This is a genomic window from Pelomonas dachongensis, assembly GCF_043555865.1.
Lineage (GTDB): Bacteria > Pseudomonadota > Gammaproteobacteria > Burkholderiales > Burkholderiaceae_C > Pelomonas > Pelomonas dachongensis.
Genome location: NZ_JBIGHY010000001.1, coordinates 524740 through 547549 on the forward strand (window position 1 = coordinate 524740; position 22810 = coordinate 547549).

At 67.4% G+C, this 22810-nt stretch carries 25 protein-coding genes; 20 read left to right on the forward strand and 5 right to left on the reverse strand.

Translation table 11 applies throughout. The features are described from left to right. The first annotated feature begins 4 nt into the window (after positions 1-4). The 18 genes from ACG02S_RS02565 to ACG02S_RS02650 all read left to right on the forward strand — a co-directional run bounded on the left by ACG02S_RS02565 (position 5) and on the right by ACG02S_RS02650 (position 14599). The gene (locus ACG02S_RS02565; protein ID WP_394468871.1) at positions 5-1213 is read left to right on the forward strand and encodes an aminotransferase-like domain-containing protein; all 1209 of its coding nucleotides are present in this window, start codon (positions 5-7) and stop codon (positions 1211-1213) included. 73 nt (positions 1214-1286) lie between these two features. Next, a complete protein-coding gene (locus tag ACG02S_RS02570; RefSeq protein WP_394468872.1) occupies positions 1287-2126 on the forward strand; it encodes a PhzF family phenazine biosynthesis protein in 840 nt (279 codons plus the stop codon). Continuing rightward, positions 2123-2830, forward strand: coding sequence for an alanyl-tRNA editing protein (locus ACG02S_RS02575; RefSeq protein WP_394468873.1), 708 nt, complete (start codon positions 2123-2125; stop codon positions 2828-2830). Before ACG02S_RS02570 ends, ACG02S_RS02575 begins: the two co-directional genes overlap by 4 nt. Positions 2831-2855: 25 nt before the next feature. After that, on the forward strand, positions 2856-3371 hold the full coding sequence (locus tag ACG02S_RS02580; RefSeq protein WP_394468874.1) for a GNAT family N-acetyltransferase: 516 nt from the start codon (positions 2856-2858) through the stop codon (positions 3369-3371). Positions 3372-3388: 17 nt separating this feature from the next. After that, positions 3389-4291 carry an SMP-30/gluconolactonase/LRE family protein gene (locus tag ACG02S_RS02585; protein ID WP_394468875.1) on the forward strand — a complete coding sequence of 301 codons (903 nt, stop codon included), beginning with the start codon at positions 3389-3391 and terminating at the stop codon, positions 4289-4291. Positions 4292-4414: 123 nt separating this feature from the next. Further along, positions 4415-4918 carry an ATP synthase subunit I gene (locus ACG02S_RS02590; protein WP_394468876.1) on the forward strand — a complete coding sequence of 168 codons (504 nt, stop codon included), beginning with the start codon at positions 4415-4417 and terminating at the stop codon, positions 4916-4918. Between the two features lie 12 nt (positions 4919-4930). Further along, complete coding sequence (gene atpB / locus ACG02S_RS02595) at positions 4931-5800, forward strand: F0F1 ATP synthase subunit A (RefSeq protein WP_394468877.1); 870 nt, start codon at positions 4931-4933, stop codon at positions 5798-5800. A gap of 54 nt (positions 5801-5854) precedes the next feature. After that, positions 5855-6124, forward strand: a complete 270-nt coding sequence (gene atpE / locus ACG02S_RS02600) for a F0F1 ATP synthase subunit C (RefSeq protein ID WP_394468878.1) — start codon at positions 5855-5857, stop codon at positions 6122-6124. 36 nt (positions 6125-6160) lie between these two features. Next, positions 6161-6631: a F0F1 ATP synthase subunit B gene (locus ACG02S_RS02605; RefSeq protein ID WP_394468879.1), complete on the forward strand. Its 471-nt coding sequence runs from the start codon at positions 6161-6163 to the stop codon at positions 6629-6631. Between the two features lie 2 nt (positions 6632-6633). After that, complete coding sequence (locus ACG02S_RS02610; protein ID WP_394468880.1) at positions 6634-7179, forward strand: F0F1 ATP synthase subunit delta; 546 nt, start codon at positions 6634-6636, stop codon at positions 7177-7179. 44 nt (positions 7180-7223) lie between these two features. Next, on the forward strand, positions 7224-8777 hold the full coding sequence (atpA, locus tag ACG02S_RS02615) for a F0F1 ATP synthase subunit alpha (protein WP_394468881.1): 1554 nt from the start codon (positions 7224-7226) through the stop codon (positions 8775-8777). A 59-nt stretch (positions 8778-8836) separates the two neighbouring features. Continuing rightward, the gene (gene atpG, locus ACG02S_RS02620; RefSeq protein WP_394468882.1) at positions 8837-9712 is read left to right on the forward strand and encodes a F0F1 ATP synthase subunit gamma; all 876 of its coding nucleotides are present in this window, start codon (positions 8837-8839) and stop codon (positions 9710-9712) included. Between the two features lie 43 nt (positions 9713-9755). Continuing rightward, on the forward strand, positions 9756-11168 hold the full coding sequence (gene atpD, locus ACG02S_RS02625) for a F0F1 ATP synthase subunit beta (protein ID WP_394468883.1): 1413 nt from the start codon (positions 9756-9758) through the stop codon (positions 11166-11168). Positions 11169-11300: 132 nt separating this feature from the next. Continuing rightward, the gene (locus tag ACG02S_RS02630) at positions 11301-11714 is read left to right on the forward strand and encodes a F0F1 ATP synthase subunit epsilon (RefSeq protein WP_394468884.1); all 414 of its coding nucleotides are present in this window, start codon (positions 11301-11303) and stop codon (positions 11712-11714) included. 159 nt (positions 11715-11873) lie between these two features. Next, on the forward strand, positions 11874-12560 hold the full coding sequence (locus ACG02S_RS02635; protein WP_394468885.1) for a CsgG/HfaB family protein: 687 nt from the start codon (positions 11874-11876) through the stop codon (positions 12558-12560). An 8-nt stretch (positions 12561-12568) separates the two neighbouring features. Next, entirely contained in the window at positions 12569-12952 is a 384-nt protein-coding gene (locus tag ACG02S_RS02640; protein WP_394468886.1) for a DUF4810 domain-containing protein, read from the forward strand. 14 nt (positions 12953-12966) lie between these two features. After that, on the forward strand, positions 12967-13689 hold the full coding sequence (locus ACG02S_RS02645) for a DUF799 domain-containing protein (protein WP_394468887.1): 723 nt from the start codon (positions 12967-12969) through the stop codon (positions 13687-13689). 67 nt (positions 13690-13756) lie between these two features. Next, positions 13757-14599 carry a D-hexose-6-phosphate mutarotase gene (locus tag ACG02S_RS02650; protein WP_394468888.1) on the forward strand — a complete coding sequence of 281 codons (843 nt, stop codon included), beginning with the start codon at positions 13757-13759 and terminating at the stop codon, positions 14597-14599. Positions 14600-14651: 52 nt separating this feature from the next. On the opposite strand, the gene ACG02S_RS02655 is transcribed toward ACG02S_RS02650, so the two are convergent. From ACG02S_RS02655 to ACG02S_RS02665, 3 genes are read right to left on the reverse strand one after another with little or no spacing between them, the layout of a single operon-like run. Beyond that, positions 14652-15185 carry a TPM domain-containing protein gene (locus tag ACG02S_RS02655; protein ID WP_394468889.1) on the reverse strand — a complete coding sequence of 178 codons (534 nt, stop codon included), beginning with the start codon at positions 15183-15185 and terminating at the stop codon, positions 14652-14654. After that, positions 15185-16075 (reverse strand): TPM domain-containing protein, encoded by an 891-nt coding sequence (locus ACG02S_RS02660; RefSeq protein WP_394468890.1) that lies wholly within the window; start codon positions 16073-16075, stop codon positions 15185-15187. Before ACG02S_RS02660 ends, ACG02S_RS02655 begins: the two co-directional genes overlap by 1 nt. 7 nt (positions 16076-16082) lie before the next feature. Beyond that, entirely contained in the window at positions 16083-16697 is a 615-nt protein-coding gene (locus ACG02S_RS02665) for a LemA family protein (protein WP_394468891.1), read from the reverse strand. Between the two features lie 86 nt (positions 16698-16783). Here ACG02S_RS02665 and hemE point away from each other — a divergent pair, with 86 nt between their 5' ends. Both hemE and ACG02S_RS02675 read left to right on the forward strand, forming a co-directional pair. Then, positions 16784-17854 (forward strand): uroporphyrinogen decarboxylase, encoded by a 1071-nt coding sequence (gene hemE, locus ACG02S_RS02670; RefSeq protein WP_394468892.1) that lies wholly within the window; start codon positions 16784-16786, stop codon positions 17852-17854. A gap of 319 nt (positions 17855-18173) precedes the next feature. After that, the gene (locus ACG02S_RS02675; RefSeq protein WP_394468893.1) at positions 18174-20252 is read left to right on the forward strand and encodes a primosomal protein N'; all 2079 of its coding nucleotides are present in this window, start codon (positions 18174-18176) and stop codon (positions 20250-20252) included. A gap of 2 nt (positions 20253-20254) precedes the next feature. Here the strand turns inward: ACG02S_RS02675 and ACG02S_RS02680 are convergent, their stop codons facing one another. Both ACG02S_RS02680 and ACG02S_RS02685 read right to left on the reverse strand, forming a co-directional pair. After that, the gene (locus tag ACG02S_RS02680) at positions 20255-20632 is read right to left on the reverse strand and encodes a hypothetical protein (protein ID WP_394468894.1); all 378 of its coding nucleotides are present in this window, start codon (positions 20630-20632) and stop codon (positions 20255-20257) included. 105 nt (positions 20633-20737) lie between these two features. Beyond that, the gene (locus tag ACG02S_RS02685) at positions 20738-22801 is read right to left on the reverse strand and encodes an ATP-dependent helicase (protein ID WP_394468895.1); all 2064 of its coding nucleotides are present in this window, start codon (positions 22799-22801) and stop codon (positions 20738-20740) included. Between the last annotated feature and the right edge of the window lie 9 nt (positions 22802-22810).

The window sequence follows — 22810 nt, forward strand, 5'->3', positions numbered from 1 at the left end:
AGCTATGACCACCGTCTGGACCCAGGCGCGGCGTGCCGCGCGCATGAATCCGTCCATCATCCGAGAGATCCTCAAGGTCACCGAGAAGCCGGGCATCCTGTCCATGGCCGGCGGCCTGCCCAGCGCGGACACCTTCCCGGTCGACGCCATCAAGGCTGCCTGCGACCGGGTGCTGACGCACTCGCCGCGCGAGGCGCTGCAGTACGCTTCCAGCGAGGGCTATGCGCCGCTGCGCGAGTGGGTGGCCGGGCGGGTCGCTTCATTGGGCATGAACGTGAACCCCGACCAGGTGCTCATCACCAGCGGCTCGCAGCAGGGGCTGGACCTGGTCGGCAAGATCCTCTGCGACGCCGGCGCGCCGGTGGCCGTCGAGACGCCCACGTACCTCGGCGCGCTGCAGGCATTCACGCCGTTCGAGCCTTTGTTCGCCAGCCTGGCCAGCGACGAGCAGGGTCCACGCCCCGAGGCCATTGCGGCCCTGCCGCACGACGCACCGGGCACGCGCTTCAGCTACTTGCTGCCCAACTACCAGAACCCTACCGGCCGCGTGATGGGCGCCCAGCGCCGCGCCGAGGTCGTCGAAGCGTCGCGGCGTGCCGGTGTGCCCATCGTCGAGGACAACCCCTACGGCGACCTGTGGTTCGACGAGCCGCCGCCGGCCGCGCTGTCCAGCCTGTGGCCCGAGGGCTCGCTGTACATGGGCTCGTTCTCCAAGGTGCTGACGCCGGGCTTCCGGCTGGGCTACGTCATTGCGCCGGCCGAGCTGTACCCCAAGCTGCTGCAGGCCAAGCAGGCCGCCGACCTGCACACGCCGGGCTTCAACCAGCGAGTGGTGCACGAGGTCGTGAAGGACGGCTTCCTGGACGGCCACGTGCCGTCCATCCGCGCGCGCTACAAGGCCAACCGCGACGCGATGGCCGTGGCGCTGCGCGAGCACCTGCCGCCGGGCTGCGAGTGGCAGTCGCCGCAGGGCGGCATGTTCTTCTGGATCCGCCTGCCCGCGGGCCTGGACGCGATGGCGCTGCTGCCGCGCGCGGTGGACGCCGGCGTGGCCTACGTGCCCGGTGCCGCCTTCTATGCGCATCAGCCCGACCCGCGTACGCTGCGCCTGAGCTTCGTCACGCTGACGCCCGACCTCATCCACGAGGGCGTCGCCAAGCTGGGCCGCCTGCTGCACGAGGCGCTGGAGCCGGCGATGGAGCACGCGCCATGAGCGCCGTGCCGCGCCGCCCTCGGCAAACGCGGTCCCGCCTCGCAGGACGTGGTGCAGGCCGGGAGATGCAGCCATGACGCAACTTCGCCGCTTTGCCCAGGTCGACGTCTTCACCGCCCAGCCGCTGAAGGGCAACGCGCTGGCCGTCGTCATTGACGGCGCCGGCCTGTCCGACGACGAGATGGCGGCCTTCGCGCGCTGGACCAACCTGTCCGAGACCACCTTCCTGCTGCCGCCTACCGACCCGGCGGCCGACTACCGCGTGCGCATCTTCACGCCTGGCGGCGAGCTGCCGTTTGCCGGACATCCGACGCTGGGCAGTGCACACGCCTTTCTGGCCAGCGGCGGCGACGTCAAGAAGCCCGGCGAGGTGGTGCAGCAATGCGCCATCGGCCTGGTGCGCGTGAAGCGCGACGGCGCACGGCTGGCCTTCGCCGCTCCGCCGCTGAAGCGCAGCGGCCCGGTCGGTGAGGCGGAGCGTGCGCAGGTCATCGCGTCGCTGCGCATCGCGCCCGAGGCGTTGCTGGATCTGGTGTGGTGCGACAACGGGCCGGGCTGGCTGGCGGCCCGCCTGGCGGACGCGGCCAGCGTGCTCGCACTACGGCCCGACTTCGCCGCCATGCAAGGCCTCAAGCTTGGCGTCGTCGGCGCCCATCCGCCTGACAGCGAATGCCAGTTCGAAGTGCGCGCCTTCGTGCCCGATCTGGGCGTGCCGGAAGACCCCGTCACAGGCAGCCTCAACGCCGGCCTGGCGCTGTGGCTGCAGCAGGCGGGGCTGGCAAGTGACCGCTATGTCGCGGCCCAGGGCGCCGCTCTGGGCCGTGCCGGCCGCGTGCATGTGGTGCGCGACGCCGAAGCGACCTGGATTGGCGGCGACGTGACGCCACTGATCCACGGACAGGTGAGGTTGTGATGACCGAAGAACTGTTCCGCGAAGACGCCACGCTGCTGCAGTGCGATGCGCGCGTGACTGGGCATGGTGAGGGTGGCGTGATGCTGGACCGCACGGTCTGCTATCCGCTGGGGGGCGGCCAGGCAGGGGATGCAGGCTGGCTGGTGGACGGCGAGCAGCGCTGGCGCGTGACCGACACCCGCAAGAGCAAGGAGCAGCCCCGCACCATCGTCCACCTGATCGACGGCGAGGCGCTGCCGCACATTGGCTCAGCCGTCTGCGTGCAGGTCGACGCCGCCCGCCGCGACGCCCACCGCCGCTTCCACACCGCCACGCACTTGTTGTGCGCGCTGCTGCCGTACCCGGTCGATGGCTGCTCCATCACCGAGTCCTACGCGCGACTGGACTTCCACACCGACGAGCCGTTCGACAAGAACGCCATCCAGGCCGGGCTGGATCGCCTGGTCGCCCAGGCGCATCCGGTGCGCCATCGCTGGATCAGCGAGGAGGAGCTCGACGCGAACCCCGGCCTCGTCCGCTCGATGAGCGTGCAGCCGCCGCGCGGCCTGGGGCGCATCCGTGTGCTGGAAGTGGAGGGCGTGGACTTGCAGCCCTGTGGCGGCACGCATGTGTCCAACACGGCGGAGATCGGCGCCCTCGTGGTGACGAAGATTGAAAAGAAGAGCGCCAAGACCCGCCGCGTGGTCTTGGGATTCGCGACCTGACCCCACTGGCTAAACTGCGCCGCCTATGGCCGGCCCCGATATCCAGCTCATCACGCCCGAGTCCGCCGAGGACTGGCAGGAAACACGCCTCATCCTGCGCGACTACGCTGCAAGCCTCGACGTGGACCTCGACTTCCAGGGTTTCGACGAGGAACTGCAGACGCTGCCCGGCGTCTACGCACCGCCTGGCGGCTTGATGCTGCTGGCCCTCGTTGACGGTGCCGTGGCAGGCAGCGGCGCCTTCCGCCCGCTGCCCGATGCCGACTACCCCAACGCCTGCGAGATGAAGCGCCTGTACGTGCGACCGCCCTTCCGCCGCTTCGGCCTGGGCCGCCTGCTGGCGCAGGCGCTGATGGACCGCGCGACCGAGGCGGGCTACTCCAGCATGCTGCTGGACACGCTGGACGACATGGAGGCCGCGCGCGGCCTGTACGAGAGCCTCGGCTTCGCGGAGGTGCCGCCCTTCTATTTCAATCCTATCCCCGGTGCGCACTACCTGAAGGCCGAGCTGGGCGGCTTCCGCCCGAGTTACTTCGGATAACGGCCTAGAGTGGAGGCATGACCGCCTCCTACGACATTCAGCCCCTTGGCACCCACCGCTGCCTGCTGGGCGAATCGCCGCTCTGGCATCCCGACGAGCAGCAGCTCTATAGCGTCGATATTCCCGGCCGGCAGGTGTTGCGCTGGCGTGCAGGCGTCGACGTGCCCGACGTGTTCCCGCAGGAGTCGGAGCCCGCGTGCATCGCCGTGCGCGAGGGCGGCGGCCTGGTCGTCGCGCGCCGCGACGGCCTGTGGGCGCTGGACACGGTCAACGGGCAGATACAGCGGCTGGCCGCGCCGCCCTACGACCCTGCCCGCCAGCGCTACAACGATGGCAAGCCCGATGCGGCCGGCCGCTTCTGGATCGGCGCGCTCAGCGATGCGCGCGAGCCCGAGGCTGCGCTCTACCGGGTCAGCGCCAGCGGCGCCGAGCCGCAACTGGCGGGCATCGTCACGTCCAACGGGCTGTCCTGGAGCCCGGACGGCCGCTGGATCTACCGCAGCGACACCAAGGCGCACACGGTCTGGCGTCATGCATTCGATGTGACGACCGGTGTGCTGGGCGACGCCGTGGAGTTCGCGCGCTTCGAGCCGCGCGCGGCGGGCCAGGCGCTGTCGGCCTATGGCGGTCGCCCGGACGGCGCGGCCGTGGACGAGTCCGGCGCCTATTGGGTGGCGATGTTCGAAGGCAAGCGACTGCTGCGTTATGCGCCGGATGGCGAGCTGCTGGAAGACATCGCGCTGCCCGTGCGCTGCCCGACCATGCCGTGCTTCGGCGGCGCCGACCGCCGCACGCTGTTCATCACGACGGCCAGCGACAAGCGGCCCGCCGACGAGTTGGCGCAGGAGCCCTGGGCCGGGGCCGTGCTGACGTTGCGCGTGGACGTGCCGGGCCTGCCCGCACAGCGCTGCCGGCTCTAGAAAGTCCCCCGCGCTCGCGGGGGCGGGCGGGTGCATTTTGGGAAGCTACGGGTTTCCACATATACTCCCGTGGTTTTGCCGGCCGGCATTTGGGTCGGCGCCCATCGTCCCGTCAACGCCGACATGACTGCCAGCAACAAGGCCCGTCCTGCCAGCACCCATGTTGGCCCTTGGGACGATGAAGCGCCCGACTCCGTGCCCGCGCCGCCCTGGACCGCCCAGCAGGTGCAATCCCTGATGGCGCGCGAGAAACCGCTTTCGCCTTGGCGTGTGGTGGTTCTCCAGGCGGTGGTCGGCGGCTTGTTGGCGTTGGCGTGGTGGCTGTTTGGCACTGCGCCCGCGCAGCAGGTGCGCTCCACGGTCTGGGGTGCGGCTGCGGTGGTGCTGCCCCATGCCCTCATGGCCTGGGGTCTGCGTCGTCCGGTCGCTCAGGCTCAGGCGGCGCTCCTGTCGTTCCTCGTGTGGGAACTGATCAAAGTGGGCCTCGCGGTCGTCATCCTGGTGGCGGCGGCGTGGCTGGTGCGGGATCTGAGCTGGCCGGCTTTGCTGGTGGCGCTGATCGCGTGCCTGAAAGTGCATCTGGGGGCCTGGTGGTGGTTGAGCCGGGCCGTTCAACGAACGAATTGAGTCACAAAGACGATGAGCAGCGAACAGCACGCGCCCAGCGCCGGTGAGTACATCACCCACCATCTGCAGCATCTGCAGAAGAACTTCGCGTTCGAAAGCGTGAAGCAGAAGGACATCGTCGACTTCAGCCTCTACAACCTGGACTCGCTGGTGTTCGCGACCGTGTTGGGCTTCCTCGGCGTGTTCCTGCTGTGGCTGGGCGTGCGCAAGGCCACCTCCGGCGTGCCGGGGCGCTTCCAGGCGGCCGTCGAGATCCTGTTCGAGATGGTCGACAACCAGTCCAAGAGCGTCATCAACAACGCCAAGAGTCGTGCCTTCGTCGGCCCGTTGGCGCTGACGGTGTTCGTCTGGATCTTCCTGATGAACTTCATGGACATGATCCCGGTCGACACGCTACCGCAGGCCTGGCATGTGGCTGGTCCGGCACTCGGCTTCAGTGACTACTTGCGCGTCGTGCCGACCGCTGACCTGTCCACGACGTTGGGCATGTCCACCTTCGTGCTGCTGCTGTGCATCTACTACAGCATCAAGATCAAGGGCCTGGGCGGCTGGGGCCACGAACTGATCGCCGCGCCGTTCGGCAATCACTGGGCGCTGTGGCCGTTCAACTTCCTGATGCAGATGATCGAGTTCCTGGCCAAGACCGTGTCCCACGGTATGCGGCTGTTCGGCAACATGTTTGCCGGTGAACTCGTCTTCATGCTGATCGCGCTGATGGGTGGCGCCTTCGCAATGACCGTGACTGGTTGGGGCATGGCTTTTGGCCACGTCGTCGCCGGCACGATCTGGACGCTGTTTCACATCCTCGTGATCGTGCTGCAGGCGTTCATCTTCATGATGCTCACGCTGATCTACATCGGTCAGGCGCACGACCATCACTGACCCCGGTCTTTCCTTTTCCCCTTCCTTTTTTCCTCACTGTCTCTGGAGATTCAAATGAACGACATCCTCGGTCTGGTTGCACTGGCTTGCGGCATCATCGTGGGCCTCGGCGCCATCGGCGCTTCCATCGGCATCGCGCTGATGGGCGGCAAGTTCCTGGAGTCCTCGGCTCGCCAGCCGGAACTGATGAACCAGCTGCAGACCAAGATGTTCATCTTGGCCGGCCTGATCGACGCGGCTTTCCTGATCGGCGTTGCCATCGCGCTGCTGTTCGCGTTCGCCAACCCGTTCGCCGCCACGTTCCTGGCCAACCTGCCGAAGTAATCACCGGCCCCTTTCAGGCTTGAAAGGAGATAAGCCGTGAACATCAACGCAACACTGTGGATCCAGTGGATCCCGTTTGCGATCCTGGCATGGGTGACGGCCCAGTTCATCTGGCCCGTCATCGCCAAGGCGCTCGACGAGCGCGCCGCCAAGATCGCCGACGGCCTGGCCGCGGCTGATCGCGCCAAGAGTGAACTCGCGTCGGCCAACAAGGCCGTCGAGAGCCAACTGGCGCAAACGCGCACCGAATCGACCAAGCTGCTTGGCGACGCTGAAAAGCGCGCTGCAGCCATCGTCGAAGAGGCCAAGAAGCGCGCCGAGGACGAGGCAGCCAAGATCATTGCCCAGGCCAAGGCCGATGCCGACCAGCAGGTCGTGCGTGCCCGCGAGGCCCTGCGCGAGCAGGTCGCCGTGCTGGCCGTGAAGGGCGCCGAAGCCATCCTGCACAAGGAAGTCAACGCCGGCGTCCACGCCGATCTGTTGGCGCGTCTGAAGCAGGAGCTCTGAGCATGGCCGAACTCGCCACCATCGCCCGCCCCTACGCGGAGGCGCTGTTCCAGGTTGCCCGCAACGCCGATCTGATCGCCTGGCGCGTTCAGCTCGACGCCCTGGCTGCCGTGGCGGGTGACGCCGCGCTGCGCCAGTTCGCCGAAGACCCCAAGGTCGCGCCCGACCAAGTCGTCGGCGTGGCTGCCGAGGTCGCCGAGAAGAAGCTGGGCCAGGCTCTGCTGCCCGGCGTGCGCAACTTCCTGCAGACGGTGGTCGAGAACCGCCGGCTCGACGCTGTGCCGGCCGCGGTCGCGCAGTTCCACACGCTGGCCAGCGGCGCCCTGGGCGTTGCTGAGGCGGTGGTCGAGAGCGCCTACCCGCTGGACGCGGCCCAGCTCGGCGAGCTGACCGAAGTGCTGCAAAAGCGCTTCGGTCGCAAGCTGACGCTGGACGTGCGCGTCGATCCGACGCTGATCGGCGGCGTGCGCGCCACCGTCGGCGACGAAGTGCTCGACACCTCCGTGCGTGCCCGTCTGGAACGCATGAAGACCGCGTTGATTGCCTAAACACCCAACCACCTGGCGCCTTGGCGCCAGGGCGGGAGACCGACATGCAACTGAACCCTGCAGAAATTTCTGAACTGATCAAGAGCCGTATCGAGGGCCTGGCCCCGAGCGCGGACATCCGCAACCAGGGCACGGTCGTGTCGGTCTCGGACGGTATCGTCCGTGTCCACGGCCTGTCGGACGTGATGCAGGGCGAAATGCTCGAATTCCCGGCCACCGCCGACGGCACCCAGACCTTCGGTCTGGCCCTGAACCTCGAGCGCGACTCCGTCGGCGCCGTGATTCTGGGTGCCTACGAGCACATCTCGGAAGGCGACACGGTCAAGTGCACGGGCCGCATCCTGGAAGTGCCGGTCGGCCCCGAACTGATCGGTCGCGTCGTCAACGCGCTGGGCGAGCCCATCGACGGCAAGGGCCCGATCAACGCCAAGATGACCGACGTCATCGAGAAGGTCGCCCCGGGCGTGATCGCCCGCAAGTCGGTCGACCAGCCGGTGCAGACCGGCCTGAAGTCCATCGACTCGATGGTGCCGGTCGGCCGCGGCCAGCGCGAACTGATCATTGGTGACCGTCAGACGGGCAAGACCGCCGTCGCCATCGACGCGATCATCAACCAGAAGGGTCAGAACATGACCTGCGTCTACGTCGCCATCGGCCAGAAGGCGTCGTCGATCAAGAACGTGGTGCGCTCGCTGGAGCAGGCCGGCGCGATGGAATACACCATCGTCGTGGCCGCGTCGGCTTCTGAATCCGCCGCGATGCAGTACGTGTCGGCCTACTCGGGCTGCACGATGGGCGAGTACTTCCGCGACCGCGGTCAAGACGCCCTGATCATTTACGACGACCTGTCCAAGCAGGCCGTGGCTTACCGCCAGGTCTCGCTGCTGCTGCGCCGCCCGCCGGGCCGCGAAGCCTACCCCGGCGACGTGTTCTACCTCCACAGCCGCCTGCTGGAGCGCGCCGCTCGCGTGAACGCCGACTACGTCGAAGCCTTCACCAAGGGTGAAGTCAAGGGCAAGACCGGCTCGCTGACGGCGCTGCCGATCATCGAAACGCAAGCTGGCGACGTGTCCGCTTTCGTGCCGACGAACGTGATCTCGATCACCGACGGCCAGATCTTCCTGGAAACCAGCCTGTTCAACGCCGGCATCCGCCCCGCCATCAACGCCGGTATCTCGGTGTCGCGCGTCGGTGGTGCAGCGCAAACCAAGCTGATCAAGTCGCTGTCCGGCGGTATCCGTACCGACCTGGCCCAGTACCGTGAGCTGGCGGCGTTCGCGCAGTTCGCTTCCGACCTGGACGAAGCCACTCGCAAGCAGCTGGACCGCGGTGCCCGCGTGACGGAACTGCTGAAGCAGGCCCAGTACTCGCCCCTGTCCATCTCGCTGATGGCCGCGTCGCTGTACGCCGCCAACAAGGGCTTCATGGACAGCATCGAAGTGAAGAAGGTCCTGGCCTTCGAACACGGCCTGCATCAGTTCCTGAAGACCAGCCACGCTGCGCTGCTCCAGAACCTGGAGACCAAGCAGGCGATGGACAAGGACGCGGAAGCTGAACTGAACGCCGCCATCACGGCCTTCAAGAAGTCCTTCGCCTGAAGCCACGGAACAGCGGGGCCGAGCCTCCACACTCAACCCCGCACTGACTAGGAGTTCGCATGGCTTCAAGCAAAGAAATCCGCGGCAAGATCAAGTCGGTCGAGAACACCAAGAAGATCACCAAGGCGATGGAGATGGTCGCCGCATCCAAGATGCGCAAGGCGCAGGACCGGATGCGTGCGGCTCGCCCCTACGCCGAGAAGGTCGGCCAGATCGCGGCCGCGCTGGGTGAGGCCAATCCGGAGTACCGCCATCCCTTCCTCGTGCAAAACGAGGGCGCGAAGGCGGCCGGCATGGTGGTCGTCACGACCGACAAGGGTCTGTGCGGTGGTCTGAACACCAACCTGCTGCGCGCCGCCACGGCCAAGCTGAAGGATCTGGAAGGCCAGGGACAGAAGACCGACGTCGTCGCCATCGGCGGCAAGGGCTTCAGCTTCATGAACCGTATCGGCGCCAAGGTCGTGGCTCACGTCACGCAGTTGGGCGACGCGCCGCGTATCGAGTCGCTGATCGGCCCCGTCAAGGTGCTGCTGGACGCGTATGCCGAAGGCAAGTTGTCGGCGGTCTATCTGGCCTACACCCGCTTCATCAACACGATGAAGCAGGAAGTCGTCGTGCAGCAGCTGCTGCCGCTGAAGGCCGAAGACCTGTCGGCGGGTAACAAGGCCGAGCACGCGTGGGACTACATCTATGAGCCCGACGCCGCCTCCGTCATCGACGAACTGCTGCTGCGCTACACGGAGGCGCTGGTCTACCAGGCCGTCGCGGAGAACATGGCCAGCGAGCAGTCCGCCCGCATGGTGGCCATGAAGGCCGCCACCGACAACGCCGGCACGCTGATCGGCGAGCTGAAGCTGGTCTACAACAAGACCCGCCAGGCCGCGATCACGAAGGAACTCTCGGAAATCGTCAGCGGCGCCGCCGCTGTGGGTTGATCGGGTTCAGGCACGCAAAGATTTGAATTGAAGGAACGCACAAATGGCTAACACTCAAGCAGTCGGCAAGATCGTTCAGTGCATTGGCGCCGTCGTTGACGTGGAATTTCCGCGCGACAAGATGCCCAAGGTCTACGACGCGCTGAAGATGGAAGGCGCCGCCCTGACCCTGGAAGTCCAGCAGCAGCTGGGTGACGGCGTGGTTCGCACCATCGCGCTGGGTTCGTCCGACGGCCTGCGCCGCGGCACCGAGGTCTACAACACCGGCGACACCATCCGGGTGCCGGTCGGCAAGGCCACGCTGGGCCGCATCATGGACGTGCTGGGCAACCCCATCGACGAACGTGGCCCCGTCTCTGCCACGCTGAGCGCCTCCATCCACCGCGCCGCACCGGCCTACGACGAGCTGAGCCCGTCGCAAGACCTGCTGGAAACCGGCATCAAGGTGATCGACCTGATCTGCCCGTTCGCCAAGGGCGGCAAGGTGGGCCTGTTCGGTGGCGCCGGCGTCGGCAAGACCGTGAACATGATGGAGCTCATCAACAACATCGCCAAGGCGCACAGCGGTCTGTCCGTGTTTGCCGGCGTGGGTGAGCGCACCCGCGAGGGCAACGACTTCTATCACGAGATGTCGGACTCCGGCGTCGTGAAGCAGGACAACCTCGAAGAGTCCAAGGTCGCCATGGTCTACGGCCAGATGAACGAGCCGCCGGGCAACCGTCTGCGCGTGGCCCTGACCGGCCTGACCATCGCCGAGTCGTTCCGCGACGAAGGCAAGGACGTGCTTTTCTTCGTGGACAACATCTACCGCTACACGCTGGCCGGCACGGAAGTGTCCGCGCTGCTGGGCCGCATGCCTTCCGCCGTGGGCTACCAGCCGACGTTGGCCGAGGAAATGGGCCGCCTGCAGGAGCGCATCACGTCGACCAAGGTCGGCTCGATCACGTCCATCCAGGCCGTGTACGTGCCTGCGGACGACCTGACCGACCCGTCGCCTGCCACGACCTTCGCCCACTTGGACGCCACCGTCGTGCTGTCGCGTGACATCGCCTCGCTGGGCATCTACCCCGCCGTGGACCCGCTGGACTCGACCAGCCGCCAGATCGACCCCAACGTCGTTGGCGAAGAGCACTACTCGACGACCCGTGCTGTGCAGCAGGTGCTGCAGCGCTACAAGGAACTGCGCGACATCATCGCCATCCTGGGCATGGACGAACTGTCGCCGGAAGACAAGCTGTCGGTCGCTCGCGCCCGCAAGATCCAGCGCTTCCTGTCGCAGCCCTTCCACGTCGCCGAAGTGTTCACCGGCACCCCGGGCAAGTACGTGCCGCTGAAGGAAACCATCCGCGGCTTCAAGATGATCGTCAACGGCGAGTGCGACCACCTGCCGGAGCAGGCCTTCTACATGGTTGGCACCATCGACGAAGCCTTCGAAAAGGCGAAGAAGATTCAGTAAGACTTCGCATTCGGGCGCCATGCGGCGTTGCCGTGCTCGCTGGACGCCAATCCAGCTCCGCGCGGCGCCTGCCCTGACGCCCGACTGCTCGGCTACTGAACCTTCTTCAACATTCGCTAAGGAAGATTGAACATGGCAACCCTCCACGTCGACGTGGTCTCCGCCGAAGAGCAGATCTTCTCGGGCGAGGCCAAGTTCGTCGCCCTGCCGGGCGAGTCTGGCGAGCTCGGCATCCTGCCGCAGCACACGCCGCTGATCACCCGCATCAAGCCGGGCGCTGTGCGCATCGAGCGTGCCGATGGCAGCGAAGAGTTTGTCTTCGTCGCCGGTGGCATCCTCGAAGTGCAGCCGCACCGCGTGACCGTGCTGGCCGACACCGCCATCCGCGGCAAGGACCTGGACGAAGCCAAGGCCAGCGAGGCCAAGGCCCAGGCCGAGGAAGCGATGAAAAACGCCAAGAGCGACATCGACTTTGCCAAGGCCCAGAGCGAGTTCGCCGCCATGGCTGCCCAGATCGCGGCGCTGCGCAAGTTCCGCAAGAAGTAAGTCGCGAAGCCAGTTCGCGGTGACTCTGAAAGGCGATGGGAGTGATCCCATCGCCTTTCGCTTTTTCCGGTAATCGTTCCGCTGTTCCTGCATGGGCCTGGGTCAGACGCCCCATGGCGCATCGCTACACTCGCGCCGCTTTTGTTCTAGGGAGGATCCATGAAAACATTGAATATCACGAACAGCCGACTGGGCGTTGTTGCGCTGATCGCCGTCCTGAGCGCTTGCGCGACGACCGAGCAGTCTCGAACCCTCGAGGTCCCCAAGGTTGCCGCAGCGACCGCGCCGGCCTATCAGGGGGCGCGGGCGCCCATCGCCGTCGGCAAGTTCGACAACCGCAGCAACTATCAGCGCGGCATCTTCTCGGATGGCATCGACCGTCTCGGCGCCCAGAGTAAGACCATCCTCGTCTCGCATCTGCAGCAGACCAACCGGTTCAGCGTGCTGGACCGCGAGAATCTCGCCGAGTCCAAGCAGGAAGCCCAGTTCAAGGGGAGCGCTCAGGCCATCAAGGGTGCGGACTACCTGGTGACGGGCGCGGTCAGCGAGTTCGGTCGCAAGGAAGTGGGCGACAAGCAGCTATTCGGCGTGCTGGGCCGGGGCAAGACGCAGGTCGCTTACGCCAAGGTCACGCTGAACATCGTCAACTCGGCCACGTCCGAGGTCGTCTATTCGGTGCAAGGCGCCGGCGAGTACAGCCTGTCCGAGCGCGAAGTGCTCGGCTTCGGCAGCACTGCCAGCTACGACGCCACGCTCAATGGCAAGGTGCTGGATCTGGCCATCCGTGAAGCCGTCAACGCACTTACGGCCGGTGTGGACAGCGGCGCATGGAAGCCCGTGCGGTGAGGTCGCCGATGAAGCATTTGATCCTCATTGCCTCGCTGGTGCTGGTTGGATGTGCGCAGCCAGTCAAGCCGATCTATCAGTGGGAAGGCTATCAGCCCGCGCTGTACCAGCACATGAAGTCTGATGGTGCAGAGCCAGGCGCGCAGATTCTGGCGCTGGAAGCGCAATTGCAGAAGAACGAGGCCACAGGTGCGGTCACGCCGCCCGGCATGCGCGCGCATCTGGCGATGCTCTACAGCAAGACGGGCGACGATGTGGCGGCCCGCCGTCTGCTGGAGGCAGAGCGAGCCAAGTTCCCGGAATCCACGACGTACGTGGACTTCCTGCTGAAGGCCAAGAGCAGCCAGGGCGCCATGCCGCCCGAGGTGGCCGCAAGCCAATCAAAGATTTGAGGGAGATCACTGTCATGAGCCAGACATTTCAGTCGTGGCGCCGTAGGGCGTATGCCCTCGCCGGCGCCTTCACGCTGCTCGTTCTGCAGGGATGCGCGACACCGCCCAAGCCGTATGACTACACGGCCTACAAGGCTGCCAAGCCCGCATCCATCCTGGTGTTGCCACCCCTGAACGCGACGCCGGAAGTGCAGGCCAGGCCCAGTGTGTTGGCGCAAGTCACCATGCCCCTCGCCGAGTCCGGCTACTACGTGCTGCCGGTGTCGCTGGTCGATGAAACGCTGAAGCAGAACGGCGTTCACACCGCAGACGAGGCGCATGCCATCGACGCTGCCAAACTGCGCGACATCTTCGGCGCCGACGCCGGCCTCTACCTGAAAGTGACGCGCTACGGCTCGGTCTACCGCGTCATCAACAGCGAGACGGCAGTCACGTTGGAGGCGAAGATGGTGGACCTGCGCACTAGCCAGGTGCTGTGGGAAGGTGCGGCCAGCGCGTCCAGCGCGGAGCAAGGCAACAACAGCCAGGGCGGCCTGGTGGGGCTGCTGGTGAAGGCTTTGGTAGAGCAGATCGTGGCGTCGGCCACCGACCGCAGCCACCCCATTGCCGGTCTCGCCAGCCAGCGGCTGTTGGGGGCAGGCAGCCCTAACGGCCTGCTGTTTGGCCCGCGGTCGCCGCACTATGGCAAGGTCGACGAAGCAGGAAAGCCGCCGACTACCGCGAAGTTGGGCGGCTGATAATCCGCCAAGCTGCAAGCAGCCGCCTGAGTGGGCGGCTTTTTCTTTTGTCTGTCCAGCATGTGCCATGAACCAGTCTGATCCCCGCGATGCCGTTCTGCTGACCGCCCCCGACGGCGCCTCCGCCACCATCGCGCTTCACGGCGGCCACGTGTTGTCCTGGAAGCCCGCCGGCGCCGCCGAGCAGCTCTACCTGTCCGCCCGCAGCGAGTACGCGCCCGGCAAGGCCATCCGGGGTGGCGTGCCGGTGTGCTTTCCGCAGTTCGCCGAGCGCGGGCCGCTGCCCAAGCACGGCTTTGCCCGCACGCTGCCGTGGAAATTGGTGCAGCAGGAGCAGGGCAAGGACGATGCGCTCGCCGTGCTGCGCCTGCGCGACAGCGACGCCACGCGCGCCATCTGGCCGCATGCCTTCGAGCTGGAGCTGAGCGTGCGCGTGGGCGGGCGCAGCATCGACATCGAACTGGCCTGCGACAACACCGGCGACGCGCCGCTGCAATTCACTGCCGCGCTGCACACTTATCTGCGCGTGGCGGATCTGGACGCGGTCAGCGTCGAGGGCCTGGCCGGGCTGCGCTATTTCGACAGCATCAAGCAGGCCGAGGCGCTGCAACGCATGGACCTGCTGCTGACGGGCGAGAAGGGCGTGCGGGACCTGGACCGCATCTACTTCGGCGTGAAGGAGCGGCCGCTGCTTGTGGCCGAGGACCGCCGCCAGGTCATCGTGCGCCAACAGGGCTTCGAGGACGCCGTCATCTGGAACCCCGGCCCCGAGCGCTGCGCCAAGCTGGCCGACATGCCGCCCGAGGGCTGGTCGGAGATGCTGTGCGTGGAGGCGGCCTGCGTCGGCCGCCCGGTCGAACTGCCCGCGGGCGAGAGTTGGGTGGGACGGCAGAGCCTGTCGCTGGCCTGAACGGCCTGCCGGGCGTTAGGGGCGCGCTGTCCTGGTCAGGCGTGAACCCGCGTCAATGGCCATGGGCTCCACCGAGCAGCGGCGCGTCGGGTAGCTCGTTGGGGCGCGGTCCGGCGGCATGCGCGTCACGCGGGAAGTGCGCCACCAACAGCGCGTCCACGGCGGCGATGGCCTCCTCCAGGCCTTGTTCAAAACGGCCGGCCCGGAAGGCCTCACGCATCGCGTCCACCAGCGACTGCCAGTGCGAGGCGTCCACGCAACGTGCCAGCGCCCGGTCGGCCACGATCTCGATGCGGTGTTCAGCCAGCAGGAGATAGATCAGCACGCCGTTGTTGTGCTCGGTGTCCCAGACCCGCAGCTTGGCGAACATCGTGATCGCCCGCTCGCGCGCATCCGCGTCGCGCCACAGGTAGCTCAGCGGCAGGCTCGGCTCCACGCAGACGCGGATCTCGCCGCTGTGCCGGGCCTCACTGTCAGCCACGCGTTGCTGCAGCCGGGCCAGGGCCTCGGCGGGCAGCGCACGGCGGGCGTCGTCCTCGTCCCAGAGGCGATGACGGAGGAGCCGCTTCAACGAGAGCCGCGCCATCACCAGTCCCCCGAGGCGCCGCCGCCACCAAAATCGCCGCCACCCCCGGACGAGAAGCCGCCCCCGCCGCCGAAGCCACCGCCACCTCCGCTGCCACCAAAGATGACCGGCGGAACGAACACCCCGCCATGCCGGCGCGTCGCGCGCGAGCGGCCCCGCGCCGCGCCGATGCCCAGCACCCCGACGAGCACCAGGGCCGCGAGGGCCGCCATGCCCGCCATGACCAAGCCGCCGCCGAACGCCCAGCCGGCTGCACCGGCAGCGCCGGCCGTCGCCAGGCTTCCGAGCTTGCGGCCCAGCATGCCGGTCAGCAGCATGCCGACGACCGGCACGCCGATGAAGAACAACAAGCCCAGGTCCTGAAAGCCGAAGTCATCGTCCGCTCTGGACGGCGGCGCAGGCGCGGGCAGGCCTTCGCCGGCGATGCGTGCCTGCAGCTTGTCGAGGGCGGCCTGCAGTCCACCGGCGTAGTCACCGGCCTGAAAAGCGGGCTTCATCGCCGCGTCGATGATCTGCCGCGCGGCCAGGTCCGGCACGGCGCCTTCCAGCCCCTTGGCCACCTCGATTCGCATCCGGCGGTCGTTCTTGGCGACGACGATCAGCAGCCCGTCACCCACCGCGCGGCGGCCGATCTTCCACTGGTCTGCCACACGTTGTGCATAGGCGGCAATGTCTTCGGGCGCCGTCGTGGCGACCATCAACACCACGATTTGCGGGCCGGACGCCTGCTCGTAGGCAGCCAGCCGGTCCTCCAGGGCCTGGCGCTGGGTGGCGTCGAGCGTGGCGGTCTGATCGATGACACGCGCACTCAGTGCCGGCACGGTCTGCACCTCCTGGGCATGGACGCAGGCCGCTGCGATCAGCAGCAGCAAGGCGGTCAGCCAGCGCATCACGCGGTCACTGCGAGGTGCCAGCGGAGGCCGGCCGAGCCGGGCCGAAGTCCACCGTCGGCGCGGTCGTGATGGCGGCCTCGTTCTGCACCGTGAAGTTGGGCTTGGCCTTGTAGCCGAAGACCATCGCGGTCAGGTTGTTCGGGAAGCTGCGCGTGTGCACGTTGTACGCCGCCACCGACTGGATGTAGCGGTTGCGCGCCACGGTGATGCGGTTCTCCGTGCCTTCAAGTTGCACGCGCAGGTCCTGGAAGCCCTGGTTGGCCTTCAGGTTGGGGTAGTTCTCGGTGACGACCAGCAGCCGCGACAGAGCGCTGCTCAACTCGCCCTGCGCGGCCTGGAATTTCTTCAAGGCTTCGGCATCGTTGACCAGCTCCGGCGTGACCTGCACGGCGGTGGCCCGGGCGCGCGCCTCGACGACGCGGGTCAGCGTCTCCTGCTCGAAGTTGGCCTCGCCCTTGACCGTGTTGACGATGTTGGGAATGAGGTCCGCACGGCGCTGGTACTGGCTCAGCACCTCGCTCCAGCTCGCGGCCACCTGCTCGTCCAGCGACTGGAACTGGTTGTAGCCGCAGCCGGACAGGCTCAGGGCGGCAAACAGGGCGACGAGCATCTTTTTCATAGCGTGCATTTCCGGCAAAAGGTTGAGCCGCCACCGGCAAGCGTCGTTCCCGAGCAGCGGATGGACTCAGCGTCGATAATTTAGCGATGTTCTCGCCGCTGCAAAACGACACCTTCCTGCGCGCCTGCCTGCGCCAGCCGACTGACCACACGCCTGTCTGGCTGATGCGCCAGGCCGGCCGCTACCTGCCGGAGTACCGCGACACGCGGGCCAAGGCCGGCAGCTTCATGGGGCTGGCCACGAACACCGACTACGCCACGGAGGTCACGCTGCAGCCGCTGGAGCGCTACCCGCTGGACGCGGCCATCCTGTTCAGCGACATCCTGACCGTGCCCGACGCGATGGGCCTGGGCCTGTCGTTCCAGCAGGGCGAGGGTCCCAAGTTCGCGAAGGTCGTGCGCGACGAGGCGGCCGTGGCAGCACTCGAAGTGCCGGACATGGACAAGCTGCGCTATGTGTTCGACGCGGTCACTTCCATCCGCCGCGCACTCAACGGCCGCGTGCCGCTGATCGGCTTCTCCGGCAGCCCGTGGACGCTGGCCTGCTACATGGTGGAGGGTGGCGGCTCGGATGACTACCGGCTGGTCAAGAGCCTGATGTACGCGCGCCCCGACCTGATGCACCGCATACTGGACATCAACGCGCGCGCGGTCGCCGCCTACCTGAACGCCCAGATCGAAGCCGGCGCACAGGCCGTCATGGTGTTCGACTCCTGGGGCGGCGTGCTGGCGGACGGTGCCTTCCAGCAGTTCAGCCTGGCCTATTCGCGCCAAGTGCTGGCGGCCGTGAAGACCGAGCACGACGGTGTGCGTATCCCGCGCATCCTGTTCACCAAGGGCGGTGGCCTGTGGCTGGACGAGATCGCCGATGCCGGTGCCGACGTCGTGGGCCTGGACTGGACGGCCAACCTCGGCGCTGCCCGCGCGCGCGTGGGCGATCGCGTCGCGCTGCAGGGCAACCTGGACCCCAACGTGCTGTTCGCACCGCCCGAGGCCGTGCGGGCCGAGGCCCGCCGCGTACTCGACAGCTTCGGCCCGCACGCCGGTCACATCTTCAACCTGGGCCACGGCATCAGCCAGTTCACGCCGCCGGACAGCGTGACGGCCCTGGTGGACGAGGTTCACAGCCACTCGCGCAGGCTCCGCGCGGGGCTTTGACGGGTCGTCAGATCTGCACGTTCCCTGCCGACTTATCCCCAAATATTGGGATGCGGGCGGACGCATTGACGATTGGTGCGGTGCAAATACGCGTTTTCCCGGTGCGCTTCTAAGTGGTTGATTTTTCAAGGGTCTTGCGGAAGCCGACGGGGCGCCATTTCGGGGGCTCTGCGGCAGCGACGAGGCGCGGCCCTGGGGCACGATCCGATTTGCTCACAAACTTATCCACAGAAATTGTGGGCAACCCCAGATCCCTTGCAAATCATGAACTTGCGGCGTCTTGCTGAGCCTGCACTTCACAAACAGCGTGGAGTGAGACATGGCTGAGCCAGCGGGCAGCGTGACGCTGCAGGTGGCCGTTGATGCGCCCCAGCACAGCGGCCTCGCGGGTCCGCTTGACTACGCCAGTGAGCGGGCGCTCACGCCGGGCTCGCTGGTGCGGGTGCCGCTGGGCAAGCGCGAGTTGCTGGGCATCGTCTGGCCGAGCGAGTCGCAGCCCGATCCGGGCTTTGCGCTGAAGTCCGTGGCGGCGGTGTTCGACGCGTTGCCACCCCTGAACGATGAGTGGTGCCGTCTGCTGGACTTCGCGGCCGGCTACTACCAGCGCTCGGTCGGTGAACTGGCCAGCGCCGTGTTGCCACCGCAGTTGCGCGAACTGTCGCCCGAGCAACTGGCCGCGCGGCTGCGCAAGCTGGACCGCAAGCCAGCCAGCGCCGCGGTGGCCCCGCCCGTGCGGCCTGACCTGGCGCCGGAGCAGGCCCTGGCGGTCCAGCGGCTGCAGGCGCAGATCGCCGGCGCCGAGGCGATCAAGCCGGCGCTGCTGTTCGGCGTCACGGGCAGCGGCAAGACCGAGGTCTACCTGCGCGCCGCCGAGGCGGCGCTCGCCGCCGGTCGGCAGGTGCTGGTGCTGGTGCCCGAGATCAACCTGACGCCACAGCTGGAGGCGCGCTTCACGGAGCGCTTCGCCGCGCTGCTGCCGCAGCCGCTGGCCATCGTGTCGTTGCACAGCGGCCTCACCCCCGCGCAGCGGTTGCAGAACTGGCTGGCCGCCCATCTGGGGCGGGCGCGGCTGGTGCTGGGCACGCGGCTGGCGGTGTTCGCATCGCTGCCCGACCTGGGACTCATCGTCGTCGACGAGGAGCACGACCCGTCTTACAAGCAGCAGGACGGCGCGCGCTACTCGGCACGCGACCTCGCCGTCTGGCGCGCCCACGATCTGAAGGTCCCCGTCGTCCTGGGATCGGCGACGCCTTCGCTGGAGAGCTGGCAGCATGCCGAGTCCGGCCGCTACGAGCGGTTGACGCTGGCCAGCCGCATCGGCGGCGGTGCATTGCCGCGCGTCAGGCTGTTCGACATGAAGGCGCTGCCGCCGTCGGCGGGCGTGACCACCGCGCTGACCGCACCCTTGCTGGCCGAGCTGAAGGCGCGGTTGGACCGCGGCGAACAAAGCCTCGTGTTCCTGAACCGGCGCGGCTATGCCCCGGTGCTGCACTGCGGCGAATGCCAGTGGAAGAGCGATTGCCCGCACTGCAGCGCCTGGCGCGTTTTCCACAAGCGCGATCGCACGCTGCGCTGCCACCACTGCGGCTTCACCGAGCGCGTGCCCCGAGCCTGCCCGAACTGTGGGAACCACGACATCGCGCCCATCGGGCGGGGGACGGAGCGGCTGGAGGAGCAACTGGCCGAGGCGCTGCCCGGCGCGCGCGTGCTTCGCATCGACGCCGACTCCACACGCCGCAAAGGCGAGCTGGAGGCGCAGCTGAAGGCCGTGCATGACGGGGAGGTGGACATCCTTGTCGGCACACAGATGGTCACCAAAGGGCACGACTTCCGGCGCATCCGCTTCGTCGCGGCCGTGAACCCGGACGGCGCGCTGTTCAGCAGTGACTTCCGCGCCCCGGAGCGCCTGTTCGCACTGCTGATGCAGGCCGCTGGCCGGGCGGGGCGTGATGCCGAACAAGACGCAGGGGGCGCGTCACCCGGCGAGATGTGGGTGCAGACCTGGCATCGCGACCATGCGCTGTACCAGGCGTTGGCGCGGCATGACTACGTGCGCTTCGCCAAGGACCAGTTGGCCGAGCGCCAGTCGGCCGGCCTGCCGCCGTTTGCGCATCTGGCGCTGCTGCGGGCCGAGGCGCGCACAGCCGAGGCCGCCAAGGCCTTCCTGAGCGCCGCCGCCGAACTGATGCACGGCGAGAACGTACTGGTCTACCCGCCGGTGCCGCACGCGGTGGCGCGCGTGGCGGACGTTGAGCGGATGCAGATGTTGGTGGAGGCGTCGCAGCGTGGTCGGCTGCAGACCTTCCTGCGCAGCTGGGTGCCGGCGCTGATCGCGCTGAAGCGCGATCACAAGGCGGTGTTGCGCTGGGCGGTGGACGTCGATCCGTTGTCGATCTGAACTTAGCGCTGCGTCTCGTGGGGTAGCGTGGCGGCCAGCGCCGTGGCGCGGCGTTGCTGGGCCTGGCGGCGCAGCACGCGGCTGACGGGGCGCGACAGCGCGAACGCCAGCACGGCGATGCTAACCAGCAGCGTGCCCGCATCGACGTTCGGCACGAACGCGTCCAGCGGCGACCCCTCGGCCGCAGCTTGCGGCCGCACCGTGTCCCAACGGCTGGCATTCAGCGCCGACAGGCTGGCCGAACCCAGGCGTCCTGCGTCCGCCATGACCGTGGTGGCACGGGCATCCGCCACGGCCGCGACCTGCGCGTCCTGCGCGGCTCCGGCGGTGGCTTGGAAACTCAGGGCAACGAGGGTGGCAGCGAGGATCAGGGCTTTCATGATGCGGGCACCGTTGTAAGGGCTGATACGCATTGTTCGCAGCCTACCGTGGCTGTGATGTGAAGACTTCACGCGCTTGGGGGGCCTCCCCCCCGAATGGGCGATTCAGTCGCTGCCGGGTGTTGACGCCCGGGCCGCCACCTTGGCGGCCAGCTCTTCGCGCATGCGTTTGAGCTTCTCGCGGGGGTCTTCGCGCGTGCTGCCTTCGTTGAGCTTCATCTCAGCCAGGAAACGGCTGGGAATGCCCACCACGGTATCGCGGCCTTTCTTGCGCCGACGCAACGTGGACACGGCCAGCGTCGTGCGCGCGCGGGTGATGCCCACGTACATGAGCCGGCGTTCTTCCTGCAGCGCCTCGGCGGTCAGCTCGGCCTCCTCGCGTTTGAAGGGCAGCAGGCCCTCGTTCACGCCCGCCAGCACGACGTGCGGCCATTCCAGGCCCTTGGACGCATGCAGGGTCGTAAGGGTCACCTGGTCCTGCTCCTCGCCGCGCTCGGCCAGGCTGAGGATGACGGAGATGGTCTGCGCCACGTCCAGCACGCTCTGCTTGGGCTCGGTGAAGCTGACGCCGCCTTCCTCGCTGTGCTGGCCGCCGCAGCGCTTGGCGACCCAGTCGACGAAGTCGAGCACGTTGCCCCAGCGGGCCTGGGCGACTTTTTCGTTCTCCTCGTTGTCGACCAGATGCTGCTCGTAGCCGATCTCCTTCAGCCACTCGGTCAGCATCGTGTGCGCGGCTGTGTGGCCTTCGGTGTGCTTCGCCTTGTATTGCAGCTCGTTCACGTAGCGGCCGAACTCGTGCAGGCTGTCCAGCCCGCGCTTGGTCAGCGCGGTGGCCAGGCTCTCGGAGAAGAGGGCCTCGAACATGCTGCACTTCCACTGCTTGGAGAACTCGCCCAGGGCGCCCAGCGTTGTGTGGCCGATGCCGCGCTTTGGCGTCGTGACCGCGCGCAGGAAGGCGGGGTCGTCGTCCTGATTCACCAGCAGGCGCAGCCAGGCGCACAGATCCTTGATCTCGGCCTTGTCGAAGAAGCTCTGGCCCCCCGACACCTTGTACGGAATCTGCGCGCGGCGCAGCGCCTGCTCGAACACGCGCGCCTGGTGGTTGGCGCGGTAAAGGATGGCGAAGTCCTTGAACGCCGGTCCCATGCCGTCGCCGCGCAGCTGCTGGATGCGGGCTACCGCGCGCTCGGCCTCGTGCTCCTCGCCGTCGGCCTCCAGCAGCGCGATGGGTTCGCCGTCGCCGTACTCGCTCCAGAGCTTCTTCTCGAACAGCTTGGGGTTGCCGGCAATGACGTTGTTGGCTGCGCGCAGGATGGCGCCGGTGGAGCGGTAGTTCTGCTCCAGCGGGATGACCTTCAGCGCCGGGTAGTCGGTGGGCAGGCGCTTCAGGTTTTCGATGGTGGCGCCGCGCCAGCCGTAGATGGACTGGTCGTCGTCGCCCACCGCCGTGAACATGCCTCGCTCGCCGACCAGCGCCTTCAGCAGCTCGTACTGCACGGCGTTGGTGTCCTGGTACTCGTCCACCAGCACGTAGCGCAGCTTGTTCTGCCACTTCTCGCGCGCCTCGGCGTCCGTCGTCAGCAGCTTTAGCGGCAGCGTGATGAGGTCGTCGAAGTCCACGGCTTGGTAGGCGGCTAGGCGCTCCTGGTAGCGCACCATCACCGCAGCGGCGGCACGCTCGTCGTCATCGGCGGCGATTTGCGCGGCCTGCAACGGCCCGATGCCGTTGTTCTTCCACAGCGAGATCGTCCACTGCCAGCGCTGCGCCTGTTTGGCGTCCGTCGTGCCGCCGGCGTCCTTCAGCACGTTCAGCACATCATCGCTGTCGAGGATCGAGAACTGCTCCTTCAGACCGAGGCGCGTGCCTTCCTCTCGCAGCAGGCGCACACCCAGCGAGTGGAAGGTCGAGATCGCGAGGTCCTTGGCGTATTTGTTCCCCACCAGCGCCTTGGCGCGCTCGCGCATTTCCTGCGCGGCCTTGTTCGTGAACGTGATGGCGGCGATCTGGCTGGCCCGGTAGCCCGAGTTCAGCAGCTGCGCGATCTTGGTGGTGATGACGCGCGTCTTGCCCGAGCCCGCCCCGGCGATGACAAGGCAAGGCCCCGTCAGGTGGTGGACGGCGGCGAGCTGGGCCGGGTTGAGGCCGGCGGACGGCGGGGCGGACGACATGGGGCGCGC